Origin of the sequence: Nitrosospira multiformis (genome assembly GCF_900110185.1) — a bacterium.
GTDB classification, from domain to species: domain Bacteria; phylum Pseudomonadota; class Gammaproteobacteria; order Burkholderiales; family Nitrosomonadaceae; genus Nitrosospira; species Nitrosospira multiformis_A.
The window spans coordinates 112,265-137,350 of the sequence record NZ_FOCT01000009.1 but is presented as its reverse complement, the minus strand read 5'-3'; the positions used below and the strand labels follow the sequence as shown (position 1 = coordinate 137,350).

At 52.7% G+C, this 25,086-nt stretch carries 21 protein-coding genes and 1 riboswitch; of the genes, 11 read left to right on the top strand and 10 right to left on the bottom strand.

The window, feature by feature from the left end:
• Nucleotides 1–3: 3 nt before the first annotated feature.
• From BMY01_RS11530 to queG, 5 genes are all read right to left on the bottom strand, one after another.
• Complete coding sequence (locus tag BMY01_RS11530; RefSeq protein ID WP_074747293.1) at nucleotides 4–1,584, bottom strand: TIGR03016 family PEP-CTERM system-associated outer membrane protein; 1,581 nt, start codon at nucleotides 1,582–1,584, stop codon at nucleotides 4–6.
• Nucleotides 1,571–2,464 carry an XrtA-associated tyrosine autokinase gene (locus tag BMY01_RS11525; protein ID WP_074747291.1) on the bottom strand — a complete coding sequence of 298 codons (894 nt, stop codon included), beginning with the start codon at nucleotides 2,462–2,464 and terminating at the stop codon, nucleotides 1,571–1,573. The genes BMY01_RS11530 and BMY01_RS11525 overlap by 14 nt, the downstream gene beginning before the upstream one ends.
• A 304-nt stretch (nucleotides 2,465–2,768) precedes the next feature.
• Nucleotides 2,769–4,301, bottom strand: coding sequence for an XrtA system polysaccharide chain length determinant (locus tag BMY01_RS11520; RefSeq protein WP_074747289.1), 1,533 nt, complete (start codon nucleotides 4,299–4,301; stop codon nucleotides 2,769–2,771).
• A 332-nt stretch (nucleotides 4,302–4,633) separates the two neighbouring features.
• Nucleotides 4,634–5,260: an XrtA/PEP-CTERM system exopolysaccharide export protein gene (locus BMY01_RS11515; protein ID WP_074747374.1), complete on the bottom strand. Its 627-nt coding sequence runs from the start codon at nucleotides 5,258–5,260 to the stop codon at nucleotides 4,634–4,636.
• Between the two features lie 354 nt (nucleotides 5,261–5,614).
• On the bottom strand, nucleotides 5,615–6,772 hold the full coding sequence (queG, locus tag BMY01_RS11510; RefSeq protein WP_217638663.1) for a tRNA epoxyqueuosine(34) reductase QueG: 1,158 nt from the start codon (nucleotides 6,770–6,772) through the stop codon (nucleotides 5,615–5,617).
• 36 nt (nucleotides 6,773–6,808) lie between these two features.
• On the opposite strand from queG, the gene tsaE reads away from it, so the two are divergent.
• A complete protein-coding gene (gene tsaE / locus BMY01_RS11505) occupies nucleotides 6,809–7,297 on the top strand; it encodes a tRNA (adenosine(37)-N6)-threonylcarbamoyltransferase complex ATPase subunit type 1 TsaE (RefSeq protein ID WP_074747287.1) in 489 nt (162 codons plus the stop codon).
• The gene (locus BMY01_RS11500) at nucleotides 7,261–8,664 is read left to right on the top strand and encodes an N-acetylmuramoyl-L-alanine amidase (protein ID WP_439331405.1); all 1,404 of its coding nucleotides are present in this window, start codon (nucleotides 7,261–7,263) and stop codon (nucleotides 8,662–8,664) included. Before tsaE ends, BMY01_RS11500 begins: the two co-directional genes overlap by 37 nt.
• Before the next feature lie 211 nt (nucleotides 8,665–8,875).
• Here the strand turns inward: BMY01_RS11500 and BMY01_RS11495 are convergent, their stop codons facing one another.
• Both BMY01_RS11495 and BMY01_RS11490 read right to left on the bottom strand, forming a co-directional pair.
• Entirely contained in the window at nucleotides 8,876–9,415 is a 540-nt protein-coding gene (locus tag BMY01_RS11495) for an NUDIX hydrolase (protein ID WP_074747285.1), read from the bottom strand.
• 131 nt (nucleotides 9,416–9,546) lie between these two features.
• Complete coding sequence (locus tag BMY01_RS11490) at nucleotides 9,547–10,701, bottom strand: GNAT family N-acetyltransferase (RefSeq protein ID WP_139176885.1); 1,155 nt, start codon at nucleotides 10,699–10,701, stop codon at nucleotides 9,547–9,549.
• A gap of 102 nt (nucleotides 10,702–10,803) precedes the next feature.
• Here BMY01_RS11490 and BMY01_RS11485 point away from each other — a divergent pair, with 102 nt between their 5' ends.
• The 4 genes from BMY01_RS11485 (at nucleotide 10,804) to BMY01_RS11470 (ending at nucleotide 16,121) form a co-directional block, all read left to right on the top strand.
• A complete protein-coding gene (locus BMY01_RS11485) occupies nucleotides 10,804–12,420 on the top strand; it encodes an NAD+ synthase (protein ID WP_074747283.1) in 1,617 nt (538 codons plus the stop codon).
• A 133-nt stretch (nucleotides 12,421–12,553) separates the two neighbouring features.
• On the top strand, nucleotides 12,554–12,892 hold the full coding sequence (locus BMY01_RS11480) for a P-II family nitrogen regulator (protein WP_074706094.1): 339 nt from the start codon (nucleotides 12,554–12,556) through the stop codon (nucleotides 12,890–12,892).
• Between the two features lie 275 nt (nucleotides 12,893–13,167).
• Nucleotides 13,168–14,679 carry a M48 family metalloprotease gene (locus BMY01_RS11475; RefSeq protein ID WP_074747281.1) on the top strand — a complete coding sequence of 504 codons (1,512 nt, stop codon included), beginning with the start codon at nucleotides 13,168–13,170 and terminating at the stop codon, nucleotides 14,677–14,679.
• A gap of 200 nt (nucleotides 14,680–14,879) precedes the next feature.
• Entirely contained in the window at nucleotides 14,880–16,121 is a 1,242-nt protein-coding gene (locus BMY01_RS11470) for a pyridoxal-phosphate-dependent aminotransferase family protein (protein ID WP_074747279.1), read from the top strand.
• A gap of 210 nt (nucleotides 16,122–16,331) precedes the next feature.
• On the opposite strand, the gene metF is transcribed toward BMY01_RS11470, so the two are convergent.
• From metF to metK, 3 genes are all read right to left on the bottom strand, one after another.
• The gene (gene metF / locus BMY01_RS11465; protein ID WP_074747277.1) at nucleotides 16,332–17,177 is read right to left on the bottom strand and encodes a methylenetetrahydrofolate reductase [NAD(P)H]; all 846 of its coding nucleotides are present in this window, start codon (nucleotides 17,175–17,177) and stop codon (nucleotides 16,332–16,334) included.
• Nucleotides 17,178–17,263: 86 nt separating this feature from the next.
• Complete coding sequence (ahcY, locus tag BMY01_RS11460; protein ID WP_074747275.1) at nucleotides 17,264–18,709, bottom strand: adenosylhomocysteinase; 1,446 nt, start codon at nucleotides 18,707–18,709, stop codon at nucleotides 17,264–17,266.
• A 16-nt stretch (nucleotides 18,710–18,725) separates the two neighbouring features.
• A riboswitch (S-adenosyl-L-homocysteine riboswitch) is annotated at nucleotides 18,726–18,803 on the bottom strand.
• A gap of 20 nt (nucleotides 18,804–18,823) precedes the next feature.
• Complete coding sequence (metK, locus tag BMY01_RS11455; RefSeq protein WP_074747272.1) at nucleotides 18,824–20,023, bottom strand: methionine adenosyltransferase; 1,200 nt, start codon at nucleotides 20,021–20,023, stop codon at nucleotides 18,824–18,826.
• A 142-nt stretch (nucleotides 20,024–20,165) separates the two neighbouring features.
• On the opposite strand from metK, the gene dapF reads away from it, so the two are divergent.
• The 5 genes from dapF (at nucleotide 20,166) to hslU (ending at nucleotide 24,728) form a co-directional block, all read left to right on the top strand.
• Entirely contained in the window at nucleotides 20,166–20,999 is an 834-nt protein-coding gene (gene dapF / locus BMY01_RS11450; protein ID WP_074747270.1) for a diaminopimelate epimerase, read from the top strand.
• 14 nt (nucleotides 21,000–21,013) lie between these two features.
• Nucleotides 21,014–21,673 carry a DUF484 family protein gene (locus tag BMY01_RS11445; RefSeq protein WP_074747268.1) on the top strand — a complete coding sequence of 220 codons (660 nt, stop codon included), beginning with the start codon at nucleotides 21,014–21,016 and terminating at the stop codon, nucleotides 21,671–21,673.
• Between the two features lie 56 nt (nucleotides 21,674–21,729).
• A complete protein-coding gene (xerC, locus tag BMY01_RS11440) occupies nucleotides 21,730–22,632 on the top strand; it encodes a tyrosine recombinase XerC (protein ID WP_074747362.1) in 903 nt (300 codons plus the stop codon).
• Between the two features lie 100 nt (nucleotides 22,633–22,732).
• Nucleotides 22,733–23,269: an ATP-dependent protease subunit HslV gene (gene hslV, locus BMY01_RS11435; RefSeq protein WP_074747266.1), complete on the top strand. Its 537-nt coding sequence runs from the start codon at nucleotides 22,733–22,735 to the stop codon at nucleotides 23,267–23,269.
• A gap of 127 nt (nucleotides 23,270–23,396) precedes the next feature.
• Nucleotides 23,397–24,728 (top strand): ATP-dependent protease ATPase subunit HslU, encoded by a 1,332-nt coding sequence (gene hslU / locus BMY01_RS11430; RefSeq protein WP_074747264.1) that lies wholly within the window; start codon nucleotides 23,397–23,399, stop codon nucleotides 24,726–24,728.
• Nucleotides 24,729–25,086: the final 358 nt, after the last annotated feature.

Here is a 25,086-nt window from a genome sequence, read left to right as displayed (position 1 = left end):
CTGCTAAGAACTCATGTTCACGTAGGCTATTGCGGCGTTCTCCTGATAACCCGGTCCTGGTTGATCGGAACTGCGCTCCTGGTGCCGCACTTGAAGTGTTCCGTTCATATTAGGGTGGATTTCCGGAAACCGTCTGGACAAGCCGAGTGTGATCAGCCAGTAGTCATCTACTCTGCCGGTACCGATAAAGCTAAACCTCGTGTATCCAAAATTGGCATTGGCGCTCATCAACGGGGTAAACCGGTGGCTCCACAATGCGTTGGCACCTCGTTGCCTTGTGTGGTTAAGCAGTGCCAACTCTTGGGCCCCAATCAGGCCGGCGTCGGCCGAGTCTGGGGACCAGGCTTGGCGCGTCATATCGAATACTCTGAGCATCGCGGTATTTTTTGTGCCATTCATCGCGACAGAAGCCTGTAGCCTCTTCTGTAGGAAGAGACGGTTGGTCAGAAAATTGGTAGGGCTAAAAAAAGAACCGTTCAGCCCGAGGCCGAGAAATGCGTTGCTAGCTTGCTGCACCGCGTCAGGGCTGAGACTGGGATTCTGGGCCGCTAGGAGGCTGCTCAAGGCACCCCCGGAGGCACTAGGAAAGCCAAATCCCATGCCAAGGCCAGCCTGCTGGTTGAAGGTCGTGATATCTTGACTATAACTAATATCCCAGGCGGTCAAGCGGGTACGATGACTGGCCAGGCCTGAATAAGTGTTGCCAAAGAATCGCTGACCGCCGCTCGCTGCAATACTCGTTCTTTCGGTGGGTTGCCATATAAACCCGACTGTCCAGAGAGGCGCCGAAGGACTCCCTCTGATCGAAATGAAACTGTTCCTTTCGTAGCCTCCGGTCGCTGTCAAGGCGAATTGCCGTGTTACTCTGTAACGAAGATTACCAATAGATCGTTCCAGTTCAATGTTCCGGCCATTACTAAGATGGATCATCTGATTGCTGTAATTGACACCCCAGCCAAGCGTGCTGAACGCGCTACCGCTGTTGAGGCCAGCAAAGATACTGTCCGTATTGCTATTGAAAAGCCTGTTCGCACTTGAATTAATCCAGCTACGTGTGTAGCGCACTTCCGTCGTCGCGAAATCCTGAAAACGATGGCGCAAATAGGGACTGATACTATAGGCGCTTACATCGGCTCTGTTGCCTGTGACATTGACATTGTCAATCGCCTGAGGCCTTAGCAGGGAAACGTTCTGTTGGCTGATTGAAGCGCTTCCATCGACGAAAAACAGATCCTTGGCCAGTTCGGCAGTTCCAGCGGCATTGAGTCGGTGTCTGATTCGGGTAAAGTTACTGTTCTGCGCATAGATGAGGCTGTTCGCCATATAGTTTACGTTGGCTCTGAAGCGGTTTCCTACTCCGTTTACAATTATACCCGGGTTGATCTGGGTAATGAAATCACCTGTTCCGGAGCCTCCTTGTCCCAATCGTACATTATCACTATATGTTTCACTCAAATTCATTTGACGAACAACCGTCCACTCAGCCGCCTCCGAGTAGGAAGACGAGAGTAATGTTGCCGCTGCAATAGAGTAAACAGCCAGGAATAATACTCTTTGAAAGCACCTATTCTCAGGCGCTCTCATGATAGTAATAACCGTAGTATTCGCCGCCAGAAAATGTCTTGGTCTTGTTGTAGATCAGGTTTACCACGTCACACGACTCAATTTGCCGCAGCGTTTCCTTGACGGCCTGCTGCGACGTCGTTTCCGCCTCAACCACCAGAACAATCTGCCCCATCTGACTTGCCAGTACCCGTGCCTCGCTTGTCAGCAACAAGGGGGGAGAATCAAAAATAACGACACGATCAGCATAACGTTCTGCAAGTTCCTTCAACAATTCTCCCATATTCCGGCTGGCGAGAAGTTCGGTGGAGTGTGAATGCCGCCTTCCTGCGGTAAGGAGTGTGAGTTTCTCGACATCAGTCTTGATCAGTACATCCGGCAGGCGCAGATCTTCCTCTACAAGAAGATCCAGCAAGCCCCTTTCTGTTCCCACACCCAGGATTTTTGGGATCGAGGGCCGCGCAACATCCGCATCAACCAGCAAAACCGTGCGATCCCTCTCCATCGCGATACTCATTGCAAGGTTGACAGTACAAAAACTTTTTCCTTCGCCGGCGAGCGCGCTGGTAACCATGATGAGATTGCCGTTCTTGATCATGCCCGGGCCTTTATTGAAGGCATTGGTCAGTAACGGTCGCTTGATCACGCGAAACTGCTCCGCTATTTGCGTTCTCCCCTGATCGGGGGTGACGATACCATACTGACGCATCTTGACCAGATCAAGGGTCACCCGATTGGATGTGAGAGCCGTATTTGGCGGGACTTTTTTTTCGCCCCCTTTTGCCTCGGGTATATCGCTATCGAGCTTCTGATCAGGATTTACCGAAACCGATGGAGGTACTTGTGCGCTCGACAGTACCCCTTTTTCCAATTTGCCTACAGCCTTTTCAATTATGCTCACGTGCTCTCCCGTTCTGTTCCGAGGTCCCCTGCGTCCGGTTTTATAGAATTACTGCACCTAACGGGGAATTGTGACAGGAATGGTGGTTAAAGAGATATTAATTAAATGATTCTGCCACACTGCTGAACTCTGGAATTGATTCAGCGCCGGCCTGAAGTATTAATGAAAAAAATTGGGCTGAAGCAATACAAACTTCATCAAAATAGATTTCAAGGCAACAATCAGAGAGATGTAGACCATGCGCCGGAACAGGTTTCCGTCATCAAATTTCCAGCATCGACTCGATGATCATTCAGAGTATGAATCACGCTATCTTCAGCATAAGAGCACCGTACAAGCCTAACAGGGACAGCAGGGATAACCCGAATGCATAGAGGCGTTTTCTGCGCTTTACCTTTTCCGCATCTGTCCAGATCATCGGGATTGAACCCAGTATCGGCTTGCCCGAAATTTCCCGCAGACTGATCTGGCTGTGGAAGGTAGGTCTAACCTGGCTGATAACGAACGCCATGCCGATCCCGGCCAGCAAAGAGCCGAGGAAAACGATGGAGAAGAATTTTGCACGATCCGGGCCAACGGGCCGGTCAGAAACCGTCGGAGGATCAATGACACGGAACGACACCAGGTCTGTAGTGGAGCCCAGATCTCCCGAGATTTTGGCCGATTCGCGCCGCTCGAGAAGTTTTTCGTAATTTGCCTTGTTTACCTGGTAATCCCGGTTGAGCTGGGCCAGCTCAGCTTCAACCTGCGGCACGGCATTGCTCAAGGACTTGAGGCGCTCGTAGCGAGCGCTGTATTCTTCCACCCGGGCATTCATGGATGCGACGTCAGCTTCCGCATCCGCCAGCGCCACATTGAGTTGCTGCAACATCGGACTATAGTTTTTACCTGGATCCGAGCTATTCCTCGTCAGCTTAGCCTCTTCGATCTTGCGTTCCTCAAGCTGGGCAATGAGTCGTTTCGCTGCAATGATATCCGGGTGCAACTCCGTGTAGTTTAGCCTGAGTGCATCGAGATTCTTGTTCAAAGCCTGAATTCGAGAATCAAGTTCCACATTGATTATCGATGAAGCCGATCCGCTTTCGCCCTGATCCACGAGGAGAACAGGTTCATCACCGGTGATCTGCCGTTTGATCGCATCTCTCGCCTGCTGCGCCTCGCGCAGTTCCAGCTTGGTTTTATTGAGATCATCCATCGCCCGGGACAACTGTGAATAGTAGTCACTGCCTTGTTGCGGCATCATTCCAATGTTCTTCTGTTTGAACGCCTTGAGATTATTTTCCCCTGCGATCAACTTCTCCTCATAAGATTTAATTTGCTCATCAATGAAGCGAATGGCCGATGAAGAATCCTGGGCCTTGTTTCCAAGCCCCCCTTCAACAAAAAGGGTCAATAAAGATTGGACAATGTCTTTGGCGAGTCTTGGATTCTGATTGTTGTAGGAAATAGTGAAGAGGTTATCCCGTCCCGTAGTCCCCAATTTGATTTTATCCATGAGCTCCTTCACGAGCCTTTCCTGATCCTGGGTGTCTTTTGTCTTGATATCGAGATCCACCATGCGAATGACTCTCTCCACATTGGGACGGCTGATCAAGGTACGGCTCATGATTGAAATCTGTTGCTGTGTGTCTGGCGAAACCGTCATGCCCTGCAACAATGGCTTCAACACATTTTGCGTATCGACATAAATCCTGGCGGACGCCTGGTAATCATCAGGGAGTTTATAAACGATGACCCAGCCGATCACTGCGACGACCCAGGCTGCCGCCACAGCAGCCCAACGATATTTCCATATCCCTTTCAGATAAACCAGCAGTTGGGTTGTCAGCTCCTCCATATTGTCAAACGGTCCTTAGAGATACGGTCAATGATGGGGAGGATAAACGCACTCCCGTTGTCTTGGAATAGTTTCTAACCAGGACTTTCATTACCCCTGGCATTAGTTCTTGCTGCTTCATCGAGCTGAAATAAATATATGGCGCTTATCGAATAGGATGAATGTCTTGTCGCATTGTAACCGCTGGAGGAATAGAAACCGGAATGGAACAAGCCACTGTTTCTATCCCTATTCCTGGAATGATTTTCTTCATTTCAACTTACCGGGTAATGAAAACCTTATCGAAATGCCGTTACAGGAGGATTAAGTCGCCGCAGCGGAATTTCGTTCGATCAGAAATAACTTTCCGGTATGACAAGTATATCTCCCTGCTTCATGGGTACGTTGGCCGTCACATCCCCATCCCGGATCAGGTCGTCCAACCGCACGCTGAACTGATGTTGTTTCCCATCCACGTTACGCACTATCCTGGCGCGATTACCCGCGGCAAAATCAGTTATACCGCCTACCGCAATTAAGACGTCCATCAGCGTCATCTCCTCCCGATAAGGCAATGCCTGAGGTTCGGCTGCTTCCCCTATCACCCGGATCTGCTCGGAATATGGACCTACAAATTCTGTCACCACAACGGTCACGACCGGCTGCTGGATGTACTTCGACAATGCCTCTTCGACATCTCGCGCAAGCTGCGTCGAAGTCTTTCCACTTGCCGACAGATCCTCTACCAGAGGGGTGGTAATCTTGCCATCAGGCCGAACGGGCACCGCCATGGAAACTTCGGGATTGCGCCAGACAATGATATCGACATTATCTCCCGGGCCGATCAGGTAATCGTGTGCAATGGGTTTTTCATCTGGATTCAGGGAGGGGTATGTTTTGCAACCCCCAAGGGAAAGAAGGGGAAGTACAACAGCAAAACAAGAGAACCATGTTGCGGTACGGATACGAAGGGCGTTCACCGAATTTCCTTTTTTGTTGATTAGAAAATGCCTGAGTCGAAGAGGGATTATTGACCTGTAATGTAAAATAAAGATGCTATAAGTCAATACACCTGTCAAGACAGTATTCATGTGCCCGCAAACAGCAATATAACTGTGCATCGTACCGTATTTCAGCAACGCCGGAACCTGGAAGAATGTCTGCAACATTGATGGCCGACAACTCAAACTTCTCGATTCAGCCGTTGCAACATCCCTCCGGTTCATCCATACGCTGGAACATGCCGCGCATCCTATCAACTTGAGGAGAGGGAGCGAATTAGACTTTAGTACACCCTTACGGCACAGTATGTTAAGTTCCGTACAAAACTTAAATTATTTTTTCGGGATCGGCGTATCTTCGATAAAAAACGATAGAGGGCGCTCCTGCTGATGCAACGCCCAGTGCACGTGTTCGCGTATCAGAGACGAAGCGTCATCGAGTCGCGCTCGCAGTGCCTGAATGACAGATTGGGAGAATGGCGCATTCCCCAAGCCGACGGCCAGGTTGCGCAGCCATTGCTCATGTCCGATTCGCCGAATCGGACTTCCGGCAAGCCGTGCCTCAAACTCCTCCCTGCTCCACCCGAACAGTTCGATCAGAGACGCACTATCCAGGCCGTTTCGCACGGAAAAATCATCTTCACCGGTAATTGCCGCAAATTTGTTCCAGGGGCAGACGAGCTGACAATCATCGCAGCCATATACCCGATTACCGATCAAAGGGCGCAATGGTTCGGGAATACTGCCTTTATGTTCAATAGTAAGATAAGAAATACAACGTCGCGCATCCAGCCGATAGGGCGCTATGATCGCTTGCGTCGGACAGATATCGATGCACCTCGTGCAACTCCCGCAGTAATTGCCTGCGGGGTGGTCCAAGGGCAGCGGCAGATCCGTAAACAACTCGCCCAGAAAGAACAGGGATCCCGCGTCACGGGAAAGCAGCAGCGTATGCTTTCCGCGCCAGCCCAGGCCCGATTTTTGCGCCCATTCAACTTCCATTACCGGCGCGCTGTCGCTGAATACACGGTAATTCAAGTGTCCTGCTTCCGCTTCGATTTTTTCCGCAAGTTTTTGCAAGCGTCCGCGCAGCACCTTGTGGTAATCCCGGCCCAGAGCATAGCGCGATATGAACGCGCGGGTGCCGTCCTGGATGACCTCCCAACTGTCCCTTGCGACCGGTGTATAATTCATGCGTACAGAGATCACCCGCAGCGTCCCGGGGACGAGCTCGGCAGGACGAGTACGCCGGGTGCCGTGTCTTGCCATATAATCCATCTCTCCGTGACAACCCTGGTCCAGCCATTCGAACAGGCCTGTCTCCGCCTGCCTCATGTCCGCACCCGCATCGGCAATGGAAATCTTCTGAAAACCGAGCTTCTTCCCCCATTCCTTGATGGACCTGGCGAGTTGCGGAAGATCGACATTAGAGTCAGGAAGATCTTTCAGAGGTTCCGAAGATAGTTCGGTGGATGGATCGTCTTTACGCATATTCATATCATACCGGCTCTGCCGCCATTCATCACCTTGATAGCCCTTCACCAGACCTGCCACCTCGCTGATGAAACCGCTACCCTGGCACTTGGAACTGCAATAGCTCCGGCGTTGCGTCCCGGCCTTGTTGTATTCCTGCAGGGCGAACTGGGAGCAGGCAAAACCACATTTGCGCGCGGCATATTGCGCGGCCTGGGTTATCAGGGAAAAGTGAAAAGTCCCACCTATAATTTGATTGAACTTTATAAAATTTCTAGGTTATACTTGTATCATTTTGATTTCTATCGTTTCAATAACCCCAACGAATGGGAAGAAGCAGGCTTCCGGGATTATTTCAATGCAGACTCGATCTGTCTGGTGGAATGGCCGGAAAAGGCGAACGGACTATTGCCCCAAGCCGATTTGAAATTTATATTCAAGGTCGCAGAAGGGCGTGATGTTGAAATTCAGGCGGATACGGAGGCCGGCAAACTGTGCGTGAAACGATGGCAAATCTCATCGAGGAACAATATGCTGGGTTGAAGAGGTGGCGCCCACAGTCTGTTCCTTCAGTCTCACAATCCTTGCGCTCAACCCGTTTCTCCTCCATTCGAAACTGCCTGGCAGCTGGCGCATGCCTGTCAATCACGGCACTCCTGTTATCGTCATCTGCCAGCTCTGTCTGTGCTCAAGAAAAGATACGTATCAGTTCCGCCCGTATCTGGCCATCCGAGGAATACACTCGTCTTACGCTTGAATCCGCTTCCGCCATTCGCTACACCCTCACTACGGTAAAAGATCCGGACCGAGTGGTTGTTGACCTTGAGGATGTCTCACTGACACCGGAACTGAAAAGGCTGGCAGACAAGATAGATCCCTCGGATCCGCACATTCACGCCGTGCGTTTCGGTCATTTCAAGCCAGACATACTGCGGCTGGTACTTGACCTTAAAACCGAAGTCGAACCTCAGGCATTTGTCATTCAACCCGTTGGAACCTACGGACATCGACTTGTTCTGGACATCTACCCTGCTATTCCACCTGATCCGCTCATGGCCTTTCTGAATAACAAGGACAAAGCAGGATACATGTTGCGGGACGAGCCAAACAATGGCACCCATGCCAGTTCAAGGACTGAAATCGAAACTGTCCGGAGCAGTGAAGCGGCAAGAAAAAACAGGCCGGAAATGATTCGTCTCATCACTGTCGCCATTGATCCCGGGCACGGTGGGGAGGACCCAGGCGCGATAAGCCGGCGCGGTACCAGGGAGAAGAACATCACTCTGGCCATCGCCAGGAAGCTGAAAGAAAAGATAGATAGGGAGCCGAATATGCGCGCGGCCCTCACCCGTGATGGAGATTATTATATTTCACTGTCGCAGCGGCTGGTAAAAGCCCGTCAACTGAATGCGGATTTGTTCGTATCGGTGCACGCGGACGCCTTCAACAAACCGCATGCCCGCGGCTCCTCGGTGTTTGCTCTTTCAGAACGGGGCGCCACTTCGGCAGCTGCGGGATGGCTGGCAAGAAAAGAAAACGAGGCGGACCTTGTCGGCGGCGTCAACCTCGATATCCCGGACCCTTTTCTCAAGCAGACTTTGCTGGATTTGTCCCAGACAGCAACGATCAACGACAGCCTCAAACTCGGCAAGGCAGTCCTCTCCAAGATAGGCAATATCAACCATCTGCACAAGGCGGAAGTCGAGCAGGCAGGCTTTGCCGTCCTCAAGTCTCCCGACATTCCATCAATCCTGGTCGAGACGGCATTCATCAGCAACCCGGATGAGGAAAGGAAACTGAGAGACCACGGGTATCAGGACAAGCTGGCCTCCGCAATACTCGCGGGTATCAAACGTTACTTCGCTGACAATCCTCCCCTCTCGCGTTCGAGAATGGTTTCCCTCGATTAGCGATTAGCCTCCGCTTTTTCTTTCCGGGGTCTCCCACAGCCTCTCCCGCTGCTGCCTGCCCTGTTTCTTGCTTCTGGCTCACCAGCATTTAATTGTCCGGAATGCGGGTCAGATGATGCCGCGTTCCGCGAGTCCAGGTTATTCTGCCAGGATATTAAAGCTGAATGATTGGAATAAAGGAAAATAAAACGACAACTTCAAAAGCGGCAGATCATTTGCGAACATCTTCTATGGTTCCCAAATGAAATCCAAGTTGGCCGCGACGCCGTTCCTCGAAATAACGGCTCAGCGGTTCGCGTATTACGCGGAATGCGAGTGTGTCCCAGGGAATTTCCGACTCCTGAAAAAGTTTGACATCGAGACTCTCGATTCCCGGTTTGAAATCAAGATCCAGGAGTCGCGCCCGAAACAGCACGTGCACCTGGTTGATATGCGGCAAGCTATAAATCGAATAGAGTTCGCCCACTTCCACCCGCGCATTTGCCTCTTCCCAGGTCTCACGTTCGGCTCCCTGAGCCAGCGACTCGGCATTTTCCATGAAACCTGCGGGCAATGTCCATAAGCCGTGGCGCGGTTCAATGGCGCGCCGACAGAGCAATATCTTATCCTCCCATTCCGGAATACAACCCACCACAATCTTCGGGTTCTCGTAATGAATAATACTGCAAGTGGAACAAACATGACGCGGCAACGTATCGCCTTCAGGGATACGCAATTGCACAGGCATGCCACAGTTACTGCAGTATTTCATCAGCGCTGATCTTAGATAACCCGTTCAGGAAGACGTTATTTTTAAAGGACAATTCTGTGGCTAAACCGCATAAGGATGTAATCCATCGAGGAGTTTATCTGTTTTACCTGCTTCCTTTCACATCTCGCACCTTACTCCGATTCCCTCGCATCTTTTCTGAATGGGGCGCTATCCTCCAGCGCGTGAATGTAGCGATCGATGTCCCGCGTTTCCCGCTCCAGGTAGCTTCCTATTGCAGCAGCAAATTCAGAATGAACCAACCAATGGGCCGACCAGGTTCGCACCGGCAGGAATCCGCGGGCAAGCTTATGTTCGCCCTGGGCGCCGCCCTCAAACAAAGAGAGACCATTTACGATACAGTATTGGATGGCTTGATAATAGCAGGTTTCGAAATGCAGTCCCGGCACGAATTCCCGGGCACCCCAGTAGCGTCCGTACAATGTGTGCGAGTTATGGATATTGAAAGCAACGCCGAGCGGCTTCTTGTTCCGTAGCGCCAGAATCAACAGGATGTTTTCCGGCATGCTTTTGCCGAGCCGGACGAAGAATTCCAGGTTCAGGTAGGGTCTGGAGTGGTGCTCGCGGTATGTATTGTTGTAGCAATCGATAAAGAAGTTCCAGCGGTCCTCGTCCATATCATTTCCTGACAGCCACTCGAAGTGGATACCCTGGTCCTGTACCTTGCGCCGTTCCTGCCGGATCTTCTTGCGTTTGCTGTAACTCATTCCTCCCAGAAAATCCTCGAAATTCTCATAACCTCTTCCCGGCCGGTTCTTCCAGTGAAACTGGACGCCACATCGCAACATCATCCCCGCTCTCTCCATTTCCCGGGCCTCATGCTCCAGGGGAAACAGGCAATGTAACGACGAGATGCCTGCTCCGGCGTTTCCCTTTCGCACTATCGCAAGAGCGGTTGAAATGAGCAATGCGCGGTGTTCGGGAGTTTGGGCAAGCAACCGCTTTCCGGTGACGGGACTGAACGGTATGGCACTCAGGAGTTTGGGGTAATAGTCATGGCCCGCACGTTCATAAGCGTTCGCCCACGCCCAGTCGAACACATACTCTCCATAGGAATGGTTTTTGAGATACAACGGCATCGCACCCTGCAAAATGCCTCCCTCCCAGAGAGTAACGAACCGGGGCGACCATCCCGTTCTTTTCGAAGCGCATCCAGCTTCATGCAGCGCGGAAAAAAATTCATGCCGCAGGAACGGGTCATCACCCGTCAGCGCATTCCATGCGGGAGCAGATATATGCTCGGGAGAATCCGTTACTTTTATTTCCAATTTGTCAATTCGTAGGCGCTTTTTCCGCGGGGGACGCGTGCCCGGAGTTCGTTCTGGTATCATGTAAGTGCATAAAAACAGACCAGCCCAATTGACCGTCAAATGAAGCTCGCCATTGCTCAGATCAATTGTACAGTCGGCGATCTCGGTGGCAATACCCGAAAGATCCTCGATTATGCCAATCAGGCAAAAAATGCGGGAGCCAGACTGGTCGTAACCCCCGAACTCGCCTTGTCCGGATACCCCCCCGAGGACCTGTTATTGCGCAACGGATTCCGGCATGCATGCCAGAATGCACTTACAGAGTTGGCTGCCAGGATAAGCGATATCACCGTTGTAGTCGGACATCCTCATCTCGCCGCGGATAAACTGTACAACGCTGCATCGGTAATATGCAACGGTAAAATCATCGCTACGTATCTGAAAAATCTTTTACCTAACGATAGCGTATTCGATGAGCGACGTTACTTCGAACCGGGCTTCCGACCCTGCGTGTTCGAACTGGATGGAATCAGATTCGGCATCAACATTTGCCAGGACATCTGGCAGGAAGGTTCCGCCACACGTGCAAAAGAAGCCGGGGCAGAGGTGCTGCTGGTGCTGAATGCTTCCCCTTATCACATGAACAAACAGGCATTGCGCTACGACCTGGCTCGGAAGCGTATCGATGAAACGGGATTATCGATTGTATATGCCAATCTTATCGGAGGCCAGGATGAACTGATATTCGATGGTGCATCTTTCGCCATGAACGCCAGAGGCGACGTGACTCATCAGTTCGATGCTCTCGTGGAAGCACTCGGCGTGCTCGAATTGAGGGGAGCCGCACCCGTAACAACAGAAATCGCACCGCTTGAAAGTCTGGAAGCGAACGTTTATAAAGCGCTCTGTCTCGGAGTAAAGGACTACATAGGAAAAAACCGCATTCCTGGCGTATTGCTGGGGCTATCAGGGGGCGTGGATTCGGCACTCACCATGACGATTGCGGTGGATGCACTGGGTGCAGACAAAGTAAAAGCAGTGATGATGCCCTCACAGTTCACTGCCGACATAAGCTTGCTGGACGCCCGCGCCATGGCCCAAACATTGGGGGTGCGCTATGCGGAGTTTCCAATCGAACCGGCATTTGGAGAATTCAAGGATATGCTTGCCAAAGAATTTGCCGCGTTGCCCCATTCTGACGTCCCGGATCTTACCGAGGAAAATCTGCAAGCCCGGATACGCGGAACTTTGCTGATGGCGTTATCCAATAAATCCGGCGCCATCGTCCTCATCACAGGCAATAAATCCGAAACAGCCGTGGGCTACTCCACTCTATATGGGGATACGGCAGGCGGCTTTGCCGTCTTGAAAGATGTCACCAAAACGATGGTGTACAAGTTATGCCAGTACCGTAACAGGTTAGGGAAAGTTATTCCGGACCGTGTTCTCAGCCGCGCACCTTCAGCGGAATTGCGTCCAGATCAGACTGATCAGGATAGCCTTCCACCTTATGCAGTTTTGGATGCTATTCTGGAAGAATACGTGGAACATGATACAGCGCTTGAGGAAATTCTACGCATGGGCTACGACGAAAGGGATACGCGTCGCGTCGTACAACTGATCCGGCAGAATGAATACAAGCGGCGGCAGTCTCCACCCGGCATTCGCGTGACCTCCCGCGCATTCGGCAAGGACTGGCGTTATCCTATAACAGCGCGGTATCAGGACCAGTTTTAGGAGCGATCTGGGAGAAGTGCGCAAAAGGCATGTCAGCGGATTAAAATGGCGGTATGCGGCCGGACACCGGAAGCCGCGAGGAAAAGGCCTCTTATGGCTTTATGATCAACATGACGAGTAAAAGGAATGCTTCATGAAAAAAATCGAGGCTATCATCAAACCTTTCAAATTGGACGAGGTATGCGAAGCGCTCAATGAAATCGGGATAAGCGGACTGACAGTTACCGAAGTGAAAGGATTTGGAAGGCAAAAAGGCCATACCGAGCTATACCGGGGTGCGGAATACGTGGTGGATTTTCTGCCCAAAATAAAGATCGAAATCGTAGTGCTTGCAAAACAGGTGGACAGCGTAATCGAGACCATTATCAGTAGCGCGCGCACCGGAAAAATCGGCGATGGCAAGATTTTTGTAACCGATATCGAACAGGTCGTAAGAATACGCACGGGCGAAACGGACGAGGCCGCCGTCTAGACCGATCTCTGCTCATGATGGTTCGCTTGAGGATCGAGAGTGGCCCGATGGTTCGGCGAACCGGGATGATAAACGTTATATTCAGTAGAGGAAAAATCGGGTGGTCACACCATAACTGAAACCAGGATAAGCCCGTTCCATTCATCCAGAGGATTGAATCCACCCTTGCACTCTCCCTGATTCCTGCTCACCTGATCCCGCTCCTTCCATTGCGTCCCGATATACCTCGCCCTTGTCACGTGGAACTTCACGCGGGAAGCGGTATCTTATCGACCATGAAATTGCGCCACATAATGTTTTTTTTGCCGGCACTATTCACGGCGAATGTCCATGCCGAAGGTCTGCCGGATCTTGGCGATGTATCTCAAGCAACCATATCTCCAAGAGAAGAACGGGAGCTCGGGCTGAAAATAATGTCCGAGATCCGTTCGGACCCCAGTTACCTGAACGACGCGGAAATTGACGGCTACCTCACCCGTCTCGGCAGTCGTCTGATTTCAGGTTCCAATGAGGCGCGCCCCGAACAGGAGTTCGAGTTTTTTGCCCTCCAGGACCCGACTCTCAATGCATTTGCATTACCCGGAGGTTTCATGGGATTCAACAGCGGCCTGATTCTCGCGGCGCAGTCGGAATCCGAGTTGGCAGGAGTGATGGCACACGAAATCGCGCATGTCACGCAGAAGCATCTTGCGCGCATGATCGCCGGGCAAAAGTACAACATGCTGACTTCCCTCGCCTCAATGGCGATAGCTATCCTGGCTTCTCGCGCCAATCCCCAGGCGGGGCAGGCTATTCTCGTGGCCTCGCAGGCAGGCCAGATTCAGAAACAATTGAACTTCACCCGAGAGCATGAAAAAGAGGCAGATAGAATCGGCCTCGGTATATTGGCCGGGGCAGGACTTGATCCACGGGGTATGGCCGATTTTTTCGAGCGCATGCAGAGGGCTACCCGCTTTCTTGAAAACGGCGCTCCTTCATATCTGCGCACTCATCCGGTTACATTCGAACGCATCGCTGATATCGAAGGCCGCACGCAGGGCTTGCCCTACCGGCAGGTACCGGACAGCCTGGATTTCCAGTTGGTGAGGGCCAAATTGCGGGCATCCATAGAAAAACCCGCCGATGCCGTGAACTATTTCGAATCGATTCTGCGTGAAAAACGATACACCAATGAGACGGTGGAACGGTATGGACTCGTAACAGCCCTGCTGCGGAGCAGAGAGTACCAGCGCGCAGACAAGGAGCTGGTGCGCCTGTATGACAGCCTGCAGCCCGAGGGCGGGGGGGAGACCCTCCAGAATCATCAACTCGGGACTTCCATTCGGATTCAACGCAGAATGCCCCCCTCCAGTCCCATGGTAGAGACCCTGGCTGCCCGGGTCAAACTCGCAACCGGGCAGACCGCCGAAGCGTTGGATATCTATCGAGCCGCACTGGCGATATTCCCGCAGCACCGTGCGTTAATCTACGATTACACCGAGGCGCTTCTGAGCAAAGTCAGTGCGCAGGATGCGCTCGACTTCATCAACCGGCAATTGCAGTTCGACCCGAATGACGTGCGCCTCTATAGATTGCAGGCGCAAAGCCATGAAGCGCTGGGAAACACTCTGCTGCAACATCAGGCGCTGGCCGAAGTGTATTCACGCCAGGGTAATTACCCTGCAGCAATCGAGCAGTTGCAGATCGCGCTTAAAACAGATGATGGCGACTTCTACCAGATGTCGAGCGTGGAAGCACGTCTCAGGGAATTGCGCGAGCTGGCTGCTAACGAGTCCAAAAAAAAATAGAGCTCAGCAGGCTCGATTCTACCGGCCAGACAATAGATATCCACCCTTGCCTGCCGCTGCCTCCCTTTAGGGAGGCTCTGACAATCCGGGGAGCGCTCCTGCAGAAAGGAATTCGCGGATAGCCAAACCCCCGCTCCCTTGATAAAATCGGATTCTTCCCACGCATAATCCACGGATCATCATCAAACTCAGGAACAACCATGACAAGACATTTTGGCCCAACTAAAAACATTGGCACCTTCTATCCACCGCAACGCGTCCTGATGGGTCCGGGACCTTCCGACACGCATCCCCGGGTTCTCGCGGCAATGGCTCGTCCCACACTGGGCCATCTTGACCCGGTATTCACGGACATGATGGAAGAATTGAAAAGCTTGCTGCGATATGCCTTTCAGACTTCCAATCTCCTGACCTTCCCGGTTTCAGGCCCGGGCTCGGTCGGCATGGAAATGTGCTTCGTCAATATGGTGAACCCTGGCGACAAGGTGATTGTATGCCGCAATGGGGTGTTTGGCGGACGCATGATCGAGAACGTTCAGCGTTGCGGAGGCACCGCCGTGGTGGTGGAAGACAAGTGGGGCGCCCCGGTCGATCCGCAAAAGGTGGAAGATGCCTTGAAGCAGAATCCGGACGCAAAGATTGTCGCTTTCGTTCACGCGGAGACTTCCACCGGGGCTCTGTCGGATGCCAGAACGCTTTGCGAAATCGCTCATCGCCATAATTGCCTCACTATCGTCGACACGGTCACCTCCCTCGGCGGCTCTCCGGTAAAGGTGGACGATTGGAAGATCGATGCCATCTACTCCGGCAGTCAGAAATGTCTATCATGTCCCCCCGGTCTGTCGCCCATCAGTTTCTCGGAACGAGTGGTTGATCTCGTCAAAAGCCGCAAAACCAAGGTGCAAAGCTGGTTCATGGACCTGAACCTTCTGTTCGGCTACTGGGGAAGCACGCGCACTTACCATCATACCGCTCCTACCAATGCGCTCTATGCCTTGCACGAATCACTGCTGATGTTGTATGAGGAAGGGTTGGAGCATTCCTGGGCCCGCCACCAGCGTAACCATGAAGCACTCAAGGCCGGGTTTGAAACACTGGGGATGGAGTATCTCGTGGAGGAGAACTCTCGTCTGCCGCAGCTTAATTCGGTCCATGTGCCGCAGGGAATCGACGAGAAAGAGGTGCGCCGCAGATTGCTTGTTGACTACAGTCTCGAAATCGGCGCGGGCCTCGGGGATTTTGCAGGCAAGATCTGGCGCTTCGGCCTCATGGGCTACTCGAGCCGGATGGAAAACGTCATGCTGTGCCTGGGTGCTTTGGAAGCGGTATTGTCCGATATGGGTATGAAAATCGAACAGGGCGCAGCGGAAGCAGCAGCACATCAAGCCTATGCCGCTCATCCGTTGCCGGTGGAAAGTAAAAAGACCGCCAAGGCAGCGTGATTGCAGGATAGGTGGAGAGAAGCGCGGCCCCTCCCGGATGGAGGGGGACCGCGCCAGGTTTTCATCAGTGCTCCCTACCCAATTTACTCCATTTCCGAAGCAGTCCCCACTTGGTCGCCGTCTTCGCTCACTCCATCACCGTGCTGCTTGCACTGTCTTCGTTGCTCGCTCATCAGCTTCTCGTGATCATTTGATCTGAAAATGGATGAACTACAGCCCCAATCTTTGCCAAACGGTTGTCGTTAGTCCTGCTGAGTTCAACGTGTAGAAATGCAACCCGGGTGCGCCTGCATCCAGTAGTCGAGAGCACAGATCGGTAACGACGTCCAGGCCGAAGGCGCGTATGGAAGCAGAATCATCTCCATAACCTTCCAGCCGCTTTCTGATCCAGCGTGGTATTTCCGCTCCACAGGTATCTGAGAATCTGGCAAGCTGGGAAAATCTATTGATCGGCATGATGCCGGGAACCACCGGAATATTGATGCCCATCGCCTCACATGAATCGACAAAGTCAAAATAGGCGTCCGCATTGTAGAAATACTGGGTAATGGCCGAGTCTGCGCCGGCTTCGATCTTGCGCTTGAAATTCCTCAAGTCTTCCTGAGCAGTTCTGGCTTGCGGGTGATACTCCGGGTAGGATGCCACATCGATATGAAAGGCGTTGCCGTACTCGCGGCGAATAAAGGCTACCAGCTCGTTGGCATAGCGGAATTCTCCTCCTTGCGCCATTCCCGAAGGCAAATCCCCCCGCAGCGCAATGAGATGGCGAATACCGCTACTGCGGTACTGCTCCAGCATGGCGCGAATATTTTCCCGGGTTGCACCAATACAGGAAAGATGGGGTGCAGCAACCAGGCCCTCTGCCTGAATTTCGAGCACGGTTTCCAGGGTACGATCGCGTGTCGATCCTCCCGCGCCGAAGGTTACCGAGAAGAATTTCGGCTTGAGTTGCGCAAGTTGACTGCGCGTAGCGCGCAGCTTCTCTATTCCTTCCGCAGTCTGCGGCGGAAAAAATTCGAAGCTGAATGTGGGAACAAATTTTTTTTGAGATTCCATGGCAAAGCAGAAAAGCGCGGAGAGGGTAAAAAGACGGTAGTCTAACCACCTCCTTCCTTCACCGCGCTAATCCAAACCTGAAAAAATCAATAACGGTACATTGTCGGCTTGTACGGTCCGTCAATGTCCAGATTCAGGTAGCTCGCCTGTTCCTCCGTCAGTCGCGTAAGTTTGGCGCCCAGCTTTTTGAGGTGTAATCGCGCTACTTTTTCATCCAGATGCTTGGGTAACACGTAGACGTTTTTCTGGTAGCTGGCGCCATTCTGCCAAAGCTCCATTTGTGCCAGAACCTGATTGGTGAATGAAGTCGACATGACAAAGGAAGGGTGCCCTGTTGCACAGCCAAGATTCACCAGTCGTCCCTTTGCCAGCACAATGATACGGCGGCCGGTAGGAAAAATGACGTGATCGACCTGCGGCTTGATATTCTCCCATTGGTACTTCTGAACCGAAGCAATATCGATTTCAGAATCGAAGTGGCCAATATTACATACGATTGCCTGGTCTTTCATTCGCACCATATGATCATGGGTGATAACTCGCAGATTGCCGGTGGCGGTCACGAAGATGTCCGCCTGATCGCAGGCTTCATCCAGGGTGACGACGCGATAACCTTCCATTGCCGCTTGCAGTGCGCAAATGGGATCAATTTCCGTTATCCATACGGTGGCTCCGAGACCGCGCAGGGATTGAGCACAGCCTTTGCCGACATCACCGTAACCGCACACTATCGCGATCTTTCCAGCAATCATGACATCGGTCGCCCGCTTGATTCCGTCAACCAAAGACTCGCGGCAACCGTACAGATTGTCGAATTTGGATTTGGTGACGGAATCATTCACGTTGAATGCCGGAAACGGCAACTCGCCTTTCTTTTGCATTTCATACAGACGATGGACGCCGGTAGTGGTTTCCTCCGTCACCCCCCTGATATTGGCGCGCCGGGTGGAGTACCAGTTCGGGCTGACGCTCAAGCGCTTGCGAATGGCGGCAAACAAGGCCTGCTCTTCTTCGTTGGCAGGACTGGCGATGACAGACGGATCTTCTTCCGCCCTGCTGCCAAGGAGAATGAGCAAGGTGGCGTCGCCGCCATCATCCAGAATCATATTGGGACTGCCATTACCCTCCGGGGTATCCCCTCGCCATTCAAAAATACGGTGGGTATATTCCCAATACTCATCCAGAGATTCGCCCTTATGGGCAAATACGGGAATACCTTCCGCTGCAATGGCAGCCGCGGCATGGTCCTGAGTCGAGAAAATGTTGCACGAAGCCCATCGTACTTGAGCGCCTAGCGTGGTAAGCGTTTCGATCAGTACCGCAGTCTGAATGGTCATGTGCAGGGAACCGGCAATGCGTGCCCCTGCAAGAGGCCTAGCACCGGCATGCTCTTCCCGTAGCGCCATGAGACCTGGCATCTCCGTCTCGGCAATGGCAATTTCCTTGCGCCCCCATTCCGCCAGGGACATATCGGCAACTTTATAATCGGTGAAGCCCGCGGACGCGGAAGCAGGACTGAGCACAGCGTTCATAAGATTTTCTCCTGAAAATGAACGAGCGCCGTTGTAGCGATCCTTCCTTGCCGAGCCTCGCGGGACAATGCCCGTTGCAGCGCTCCTCGGTCTGGAAGGGTTGGTGATGTGATCTTAAGCCTGAAGACTGATCCGTTCTGTTTCCGCGGGTTCAATTCCCGCTTCCTCGCGCAACTGTGCAGCCTTATCCGTGGATTCCCAGCTGAATTCCGGTTCATCCCGGCCAAAATGGCCATAGGCAGCCGTCTTCTCGTAGATGGGACGCAGCAGATCAAGGCCGTGGATGATGCCGCGCGGACGCAGATCGAAGTGCCGCTCAATCAGTTTAACGATTTTATCGTCCGGTATTTTTCCGGTTCCAAAAGTGTCGACCATGAGCGAAACAGGGCGAGCAACCCCGATCGCATAAGCCATCTGTACCTCGCATCGGCTAGCGATACCGGCCGCAACAAGATTCTTTGCCACATATCGGCCGGCATAAGCAGCGGAACGGTCCACTTTGGACGGATCCTTACCGGAGAAGGCGCCACCGCCATGATGCGCGGTCCCCCCATAGCTGTCCACGATAATCTTCCGGCCGGTCAGTCCGCAATCTCCCATCGGTCCGCCCACCACGAAACGTCCTGTCGGGTTGATCAAATACCGGGTTTCGCCATTCAGCATTTTTTTCGGAAGCACGGGTTTGATGACTTCCTCAATAATGGCTTCGCTCAAATCGGTGTGGCTGATATCCGGGTGATGCTGTGTGGAAATGACAACGGTCTCGATTCGCTGCGGCTTGCCATTCAGGTAACGTACTGAAACCTGTGACTTTGCATCTGGACGCAGCCACGGGAGGCGCCCGTCTTTTCGCAGTTCCGCTTGCCGCTCCATCAGCCGATGGGCATAGTAGATCGGCATGGGCATCAATTGCGGCGTCTCATCGCAGGCGTAGCCGAACATGAGACCCTGGTCACCCGCCCCCTGATCCATTTCCTCTTCCTTGGTGCGATTGACCCCTTGCGCGATATCGGGGGACTGCTTATTGAAAGCAGTCAGCACTGCGCAGGTATTATAGTCAAAGCCGATATCGGAACTGTTGTAACCGATGCGCTTGACCGCGGCGCGCGCGACCTGCATGTAGTCTACATTGGCCTGAGTGGTGATTTCGCCCGACATGACGATCAGACCGGTACTGCATAACGTTTCGCAGGCTACCCGCGCATTGGGATCCTGAGCCAGGATGGCATCGAGAATGGAATCGGAAATTTGATCGGCCACCTTATCGGGATGACCTTCAGACACGGATTCGGAGGTAAAAAGATATTCGCTCATTTTGTCCAGCCCGCTTAATCGTAAAAGGTCTGTAGAATACCAAATTCTACGCTTATTAAGAAGACGGATAATACAATACGGCTTGGCATGCCGATGTTTCCATACCTCGTGCTGTGATTCTTATTCTTGCAACACTTGATGAATGAAACTCAAGTTCACCAAAATGCATGGCCTCGGCAACGATTTCGTTGTCATTGACGCCGTGAATCAGCAGATTTCGCTCTCACCGGAACAATTGCGGCGCCTTGCCGACCGCCACCTGGGAGTAGGCTGCGACCAGATTCTGCTGATCGAAAAGGCGGAAGGTGACGCTGATTTCCGCTATCGCATTTTTAATGCCGACGGAGGAGAAGTGGAACAATGCGGCAATGGGGCGCGCTGCTTCGTTCGCTACGTGCATGATCATGGTATGACAGACAAGAAGGAGGTAAGGATTGAAACGCTAAGTGGGGTGGTTATTCCGAAGCTTGAAGCGGACGGGAAAGTAACGGTCAACATGGGTGTGCCGAAATTCGATCCCGTTGAAATTCCTTTTATCGCCGAACAGCGAGCGCCTACTTACCCCCTCCCCCTGGATGACAAGCAGGTGGAAATCAGCAGTGTATCAATGGGCAATCCTCACGCGGTCCAGGTAGTATCGGACCTGGATAACGCGCCGGTCTTGACGGAGGGTCCAATTATCGAAAAGCATTCACGTTTTCCTCAGCGAGTAAATGCCGGATATATGCAAATCATCGATCCTCATCATATCCGGCTGAGAGTCTACGAGCGGGGAGCGGGTGAAACCCTGGCTTGCGGCACGGGTGCCTGTGCAGCGGCGGTTGCGGGAATTCAGCGAGGACTGCTCGAATCACCAGTCAAAGTGAGCTTTTCTACTGGAGATCTGTTCATACGATGGGAAGGGGAAAATCAGCCGGTCTGGATGACCGGTCCTGCCGTCGCCGTTTTTGATGGAGAAATCGAGTTGCAGTTTTAAAAAACAGAAAAGATATGAAATCAAGTTTCGAAGAGATAGCAGAGTATCTGCGTGCGAATCCGGAGTTCTTTGAAGCATATGCAAGCATGCTGGCAGATATTCAGGTGCCCAATCCCCATGACGGGAGGGCGATTTCCTTAAGTGAGCGTCAAATCCTGGCGTTGCGGGAAAAAAACCAGATTTTGCAGAATAAACTGGAGGAATTGATCCTGTTCGGCAAGGAGAATGACGCTATCGCGGAAAAAATGCACAAATTGGCAATCTCGCTCCTCACCTTCAGACGTTTGCCTGATCTTCTGGATGGGCTCGCTTTTGCACTGCGTGAAAGCTTCTCGGTGCCTCACAGCGCGCTTCGCATCTGGAATATTGGTATTGACGAGCCCCTGCCACCGGAATTTCTACCCGTCAGCAGCGAGGTTCATGGGATGGCGGAAAATTTGCTGCACCCTTATTGCGGACCCCATGTTCCGGATGAGATCAGAAGCTGGTTCGGTGAACAGTCCGGGCATCTGCGTTCATTTGCGATGACAGCATTGCATGGGGATCAAACCATCGGATTACTGGTAATGGGCAGTGAAGAATCGCAGCGGTTCTATCCGGAGATGGGAACAGTTTACCTTGCGCGACTCGGTGAACTTGCCAGTGCGTCATTGAGACGTTTTCGCACCACCTGAGAATGGGAAAAAAGCAACATCCGGGATCCTTAACCGGTCTGAACGATTCCGGCAAGATGTCCGAAAAGAGGCAGGCCGAACTTGCCTCCGCCTATCTCGCTTATCTTTCCGTCACGCGACGACTGTCGCCGCTTACCTGCGAAAGTTATGCCCGCGATCTCGATGTACTGATGAATCTCTCCCGGGGAATCGCGCTGGAGCATTTGCAAATCCACCATATCCGGCGTTTTCTTGCTCAGTTGCATGCAAACGGATTTTCCGGCAGGAGTCTGGCGAGAATGCTGTCTGCATGGCGGGGACTCTACAATTACCTGGCGCGACATCATGGTTACGCGTGTAACCCCTGCGCCGGGGTGCGGGCACCTAAGTCCCCCAGGATCCTGCCTCGCACCCTGTCGCCTGATGAGGCCTTGAAGCTGCTGGAGTTTGACACGCCCGATCTGATTGCCTTACGCGATAAAGCCATGTTCGAACTCTGCTATTCTTCCGGATTGCGGCTGGCGGAACTCGCGAACCTGAAGCCCGAGGATTTAAGTCTGACGGACGGAATCGTGCGCGTTACCGGCAAAGGGAATAAAACGCGGGATGTGCCGGTAGGAAGCAAAGCCATGCAAGTAGTGGGGGAATGGATAAAACAACGCGATGGGCTCGCCAGGCCAGAGGAAACGGCACTATTCCTGTCCCGCCACGGGAGGAGCATCAGCCGCCGGTCGATCGATCAGCGCCTGAAAATTCAGGCAGTAAAGCAAGGAATCAGCGGACGCATCCACCCGCACGTGCTACGGCATTCATTTGCATCACATGTGCTGCAATCCAGCGGCGACCTGAGGGCGGTGCAGGAGATGCTGGGGCATGCCAGTATCAGCACTACGCAGGTATATACCCATCTCGACTTCCAGCATCTATCGAAGGTCTATGATGCAACACACCCGCGCGCCCGAAAGAAGAATGAGTCTTGAGCCGCAAAGATGAACCGGACTACGGATTGGCGCAAACACTGTTTGCATTCTTCCCGCGAATCGGCGTTATAATCTTCGCTCTCCAATTACCGGGCTAGACATGGCAGAATACCACGGCACAACCATACTTTCCGCCCGGCGCGGGAACCACGTCGCGCTGGGCGGCGATGGCCAGGTGACGCTGGGAGCGGTGGTAGCCAAAGCCAGCGCGCGCAAGGTTCGGCGGCTGTATCATGACAGAATCCTGGCCGGATTTGCCGGAGGAACGGCGGATGCCTTTACCTTGTTCGAACGTTTTGAAGGCAAGCTGGAAAAACATCAGGGACACCTCATGCGCTCGGCGGTGGAACTGGCAAAAGACTGGCGCACGGACCGGATTCTGCGCAGACTCGAGGCCATGCTCGTCGTCGCCGATCCGGCTGCCACCCTCATTATTACCGGGGCGGGAGATGTAATAGAACCCGAGTTCGGGCTGGCGGCAATCGGCAGCGGCGGTTCCTACGCGCATTCAGCGGCACGCGCGCTTCTGGAAAATACTGATTTTACACCGCCGGAAATCGTCAAGAAGGCGCTTACCATAGCCGGGGATTTGTGTATCTACACCAATCAGAACCATGTAATCGAGGTTCTGGAGTAGCAGCCGAAGAAAATGAATCCGGACAAGATAGGACTGGCACCTCTATTCCGGTATAACCTTATGCCTTGTATCGTTTGTACTGTTGCTTTGATTTCTCTCACCTCTTGCCTTTATCGCTGACCTGATCATGTCTCAACTGACTCCCCGGGAAATCGTCCACGAGCTTGACAAGCACATCATAGGTCAGGATGCCGCCAAACGTTCGGTTGCCATCGCGCTCAGGAATCGCTGGCGCCGGCAGCAGGTACAGGATCCACTGCGCCAGGAGATCACGCCTAAGAATATTTTGATGATCGGTCCGACGGGTGTTGGCAAGACGGAAATAGCGCGTCGGCTCGCGAAACTTGCGGATGCGCCGTTCATCAAGGTCGAGGCAACCAAATTTACCGAGGTAGGGTATGTTGGGCGTGACGTGGATTCGATCATCCGTGATCTTGTGGAAGCCGCGGTCAAGCAGTCCCGGGAGCGTGAAACGCAAAAGATGCGCGCACGTGCGGAAGACCATGCCGAGGAGCGCATACTTGATGTGCTACTGCCTGTTGCCAGAGAAACGGGTCTGCAGATGGAATCCATCGAGGCGGAAAGTGTTACCCGCCAGAAATTTCGAAAGAAGCTGCGTGAGGGAGAGCTCAACGATAAGGAGATCGAAATCGAACTGGCGACCCCGCATACCCATATGGAAATCTTTGCTCCCCCCGGAATGGAAGAGCTGACGACGCAGATTCAAGGCATGTTCCAGAATCTGGGTGCAGAAAGAAAAAGAACGCGAAAGCTTAAAATCCGCGAAGCGATGAAGCTCCTTATCGATGAGGAAGCCTCGAAGCTGGTTAATGACGAGGAATTGAAACTGCGCGCGGTGCAGAATGTCGAGCAGAACGGCATCGTATTTCTGGATGAAATCGATAAGATCACGAGCCGTTCCGAGACTTCGGGCGCAGACGTATCGCGCCAAGGCGTTCAGCGGGACCTGCTGCCTCTGGTCGAAGGTACCACGATTTCCACCAAATATGGCATGATCAAGACAGATCATATTCTGTTTATCGCCAGCGGGGCCTTTCACCTCGCCAAACCTTCCGATCTGATTCCCGAGTTGCAGGGCCGGTTTCCAATTCGGGTCGAACTCACCAGTCTCAGCGCCGGCGATTTTGTACAAATCCTCACCAATACCGATGCCTGTTTGAAACGTCAATATGAAGCGTTGCTGGAAACCGAAGGGGTGAGACTGGAATTTACCCCTGATGCGGTCAAACGTCTGGCGGAGATCGCCTTTGCAGTCAACGAAAAAACAGAGAATATTGGAGCACGGCGTCTTTATACCGCCATGGAAAAACTGCTGGAGGATGTTTCGTTCAATGCGGAGAAACACCATGGAGATGCGGTTGTCATTGATGCCGCCTATGTGGATAAACGGCTCGGCGACCTGGCGCAGAGCGAGGATCTCGCCCGCTACGTGCTTTAAGGAATCTCGGAACAAGTTCTCCGCAGAGCGCGTTGCTGTTAAAATTGGGATGATCACAAGGCACAGTTCGAAGGTCGTAACCCAAACTACAATACTAAGGAGTTCAAAGAAGTGAGCGCCCAATTTTGCAGCAACCGTTATGGGACGGGACTTTGCAGGCGGTCTGCTTTGTCAGGCTCCTAGCGAAGGGGATCACCATTCGCGTCGTCGCCTTTCGCGCATCCCATCCTGCAAAGTGCGTCGCGCCTCCGGGAACCTGTTCAGAGATTTCTTAAGAAGTCGCTGAAGGCTTCCATCTTCAGGCAGTCTATCATCCCCATAAGTAAGAAGATTATCTCGTCACGTACAGATACCGCTC

Excerpts from the sequence above, each read along its gene's own strand:
- BMY01_RS11530 (WP_074747293.1), bottom strand. The coding sequence starts at position 1,584 with ATGAGAGCGCCTGAGAATAGGTGCTTTCAAAGAGTATTATTCCTGGCT.
- BMY01_RS11520 (WP_074747289.1), bottom strand. The coding sequence starts at position 4,301 with ATGGAGGAGCTGACAACCCAACTGCTGGTTTATCTGAAAGGGATATGG.
- queG (WP_217638663.1), bottom strand. The coding sequence starts at position 6,772 with ATGCGTAAAGACGATCCATCCACCGAACTATCTTCGGAACCTCTGAAA.
- BMY01_RS11500 (WP_439331405.1), top strand. The coding sequence starts at position 7,261 with ATGGCAAATCTCATCGAGGAACAATATGCTGGGTTGAAGAGGTGGCGC.
- BMY01_RS11495 (WP_074747285.1), bottom strand. The coding sequence starts at position 9,415 with ATGAAATACTGCAGTAACTGTGGCATGCCTGTGCAATTGCGTATCCCT.
- BMY01_RS11485 (WP_074747283.1), top strand. The coding sequence starts at position 10,804 with ATGAAGCTCGCCATTGCTCAGATCAATTGTACAGTCGGCGATCTCGGT.
- BMY01_RS11480 (WP_074706094.1), top strand. The coding sequence starts at position 12,554 with ATGAAAAAAATCGAGGCTATCATCAAACCTTTCAAATTGGACGAGGTA.
- BMY01_RS11475 (WP_074747281.1), top strand. The coding sequence starts at position 13,168 with ATGAAATTGCGCCACATAATGTTTTTTTTGCCGGCACTATTCACGGCG.
- BMY01_RS11470 (WP_074747279.1), top strand. The coding sequence starts at position 14,880 with ATGACAAGACATTTTGGCCCAACTAAAAACATTGGCACCTTCTATCCA.
- metF (WP_074747277.1), bottom strand. The coding sequence starts at position 17,177 with ATGGAATCTCAAAAAAAATTTGTTCCCACATTCAGCTTCGAATTTTTT.
- ahcY (WP_074747275.1), bottom strand. The coding sequence starts at position 18,709 with ATGAACGCTGTGCTCAGTCCTGCTTCCGCGTCCGCGGGCTTCACCGAT.
- metK (WP_074747272.1), bottom strand. The coding sequence starts at position 20,023 with ATGAGCGAATATCTTTTTACCTCCGAATCCGTGTCTGAAGGTCATCCC.
- dapF (WP_074747270.1), top strand. The coding sequence starts at position 20,166 with ATGAAACTCAAGTTCACCAAAATGCATGGCCTCGGCAACGATTTCGTT.
- BMY01_RS11445 (WP_074747268.1), top strand. The coding sequence starts at position 21,014 with ATGAAATCAAGTTTCGAAGAGATAGCAGAGTATCTGCGTGCGAATCCG.
- xerC (WP_074747362.1), top strand. The coding sequence starts at position 21,730 with ATGTCCGAAAAGAGGCAGGCCGAACTTGCCTCCGCCTATCTCGCTTAT.
- hslV (WP_074747266.1), top strand. The coding sequence starts at position 22,733 with ATGGCAGAATACCACGGCACAACCATACTTTCCGCCCGGCGCGGGAAC.
- hslU (WP_074747264.1), top strand. The coding sequence starts at position 23,397 with ATGTCTCAACTGACTCCCCGGGAAATCGTCCACGAGCTTGACAAGCAC.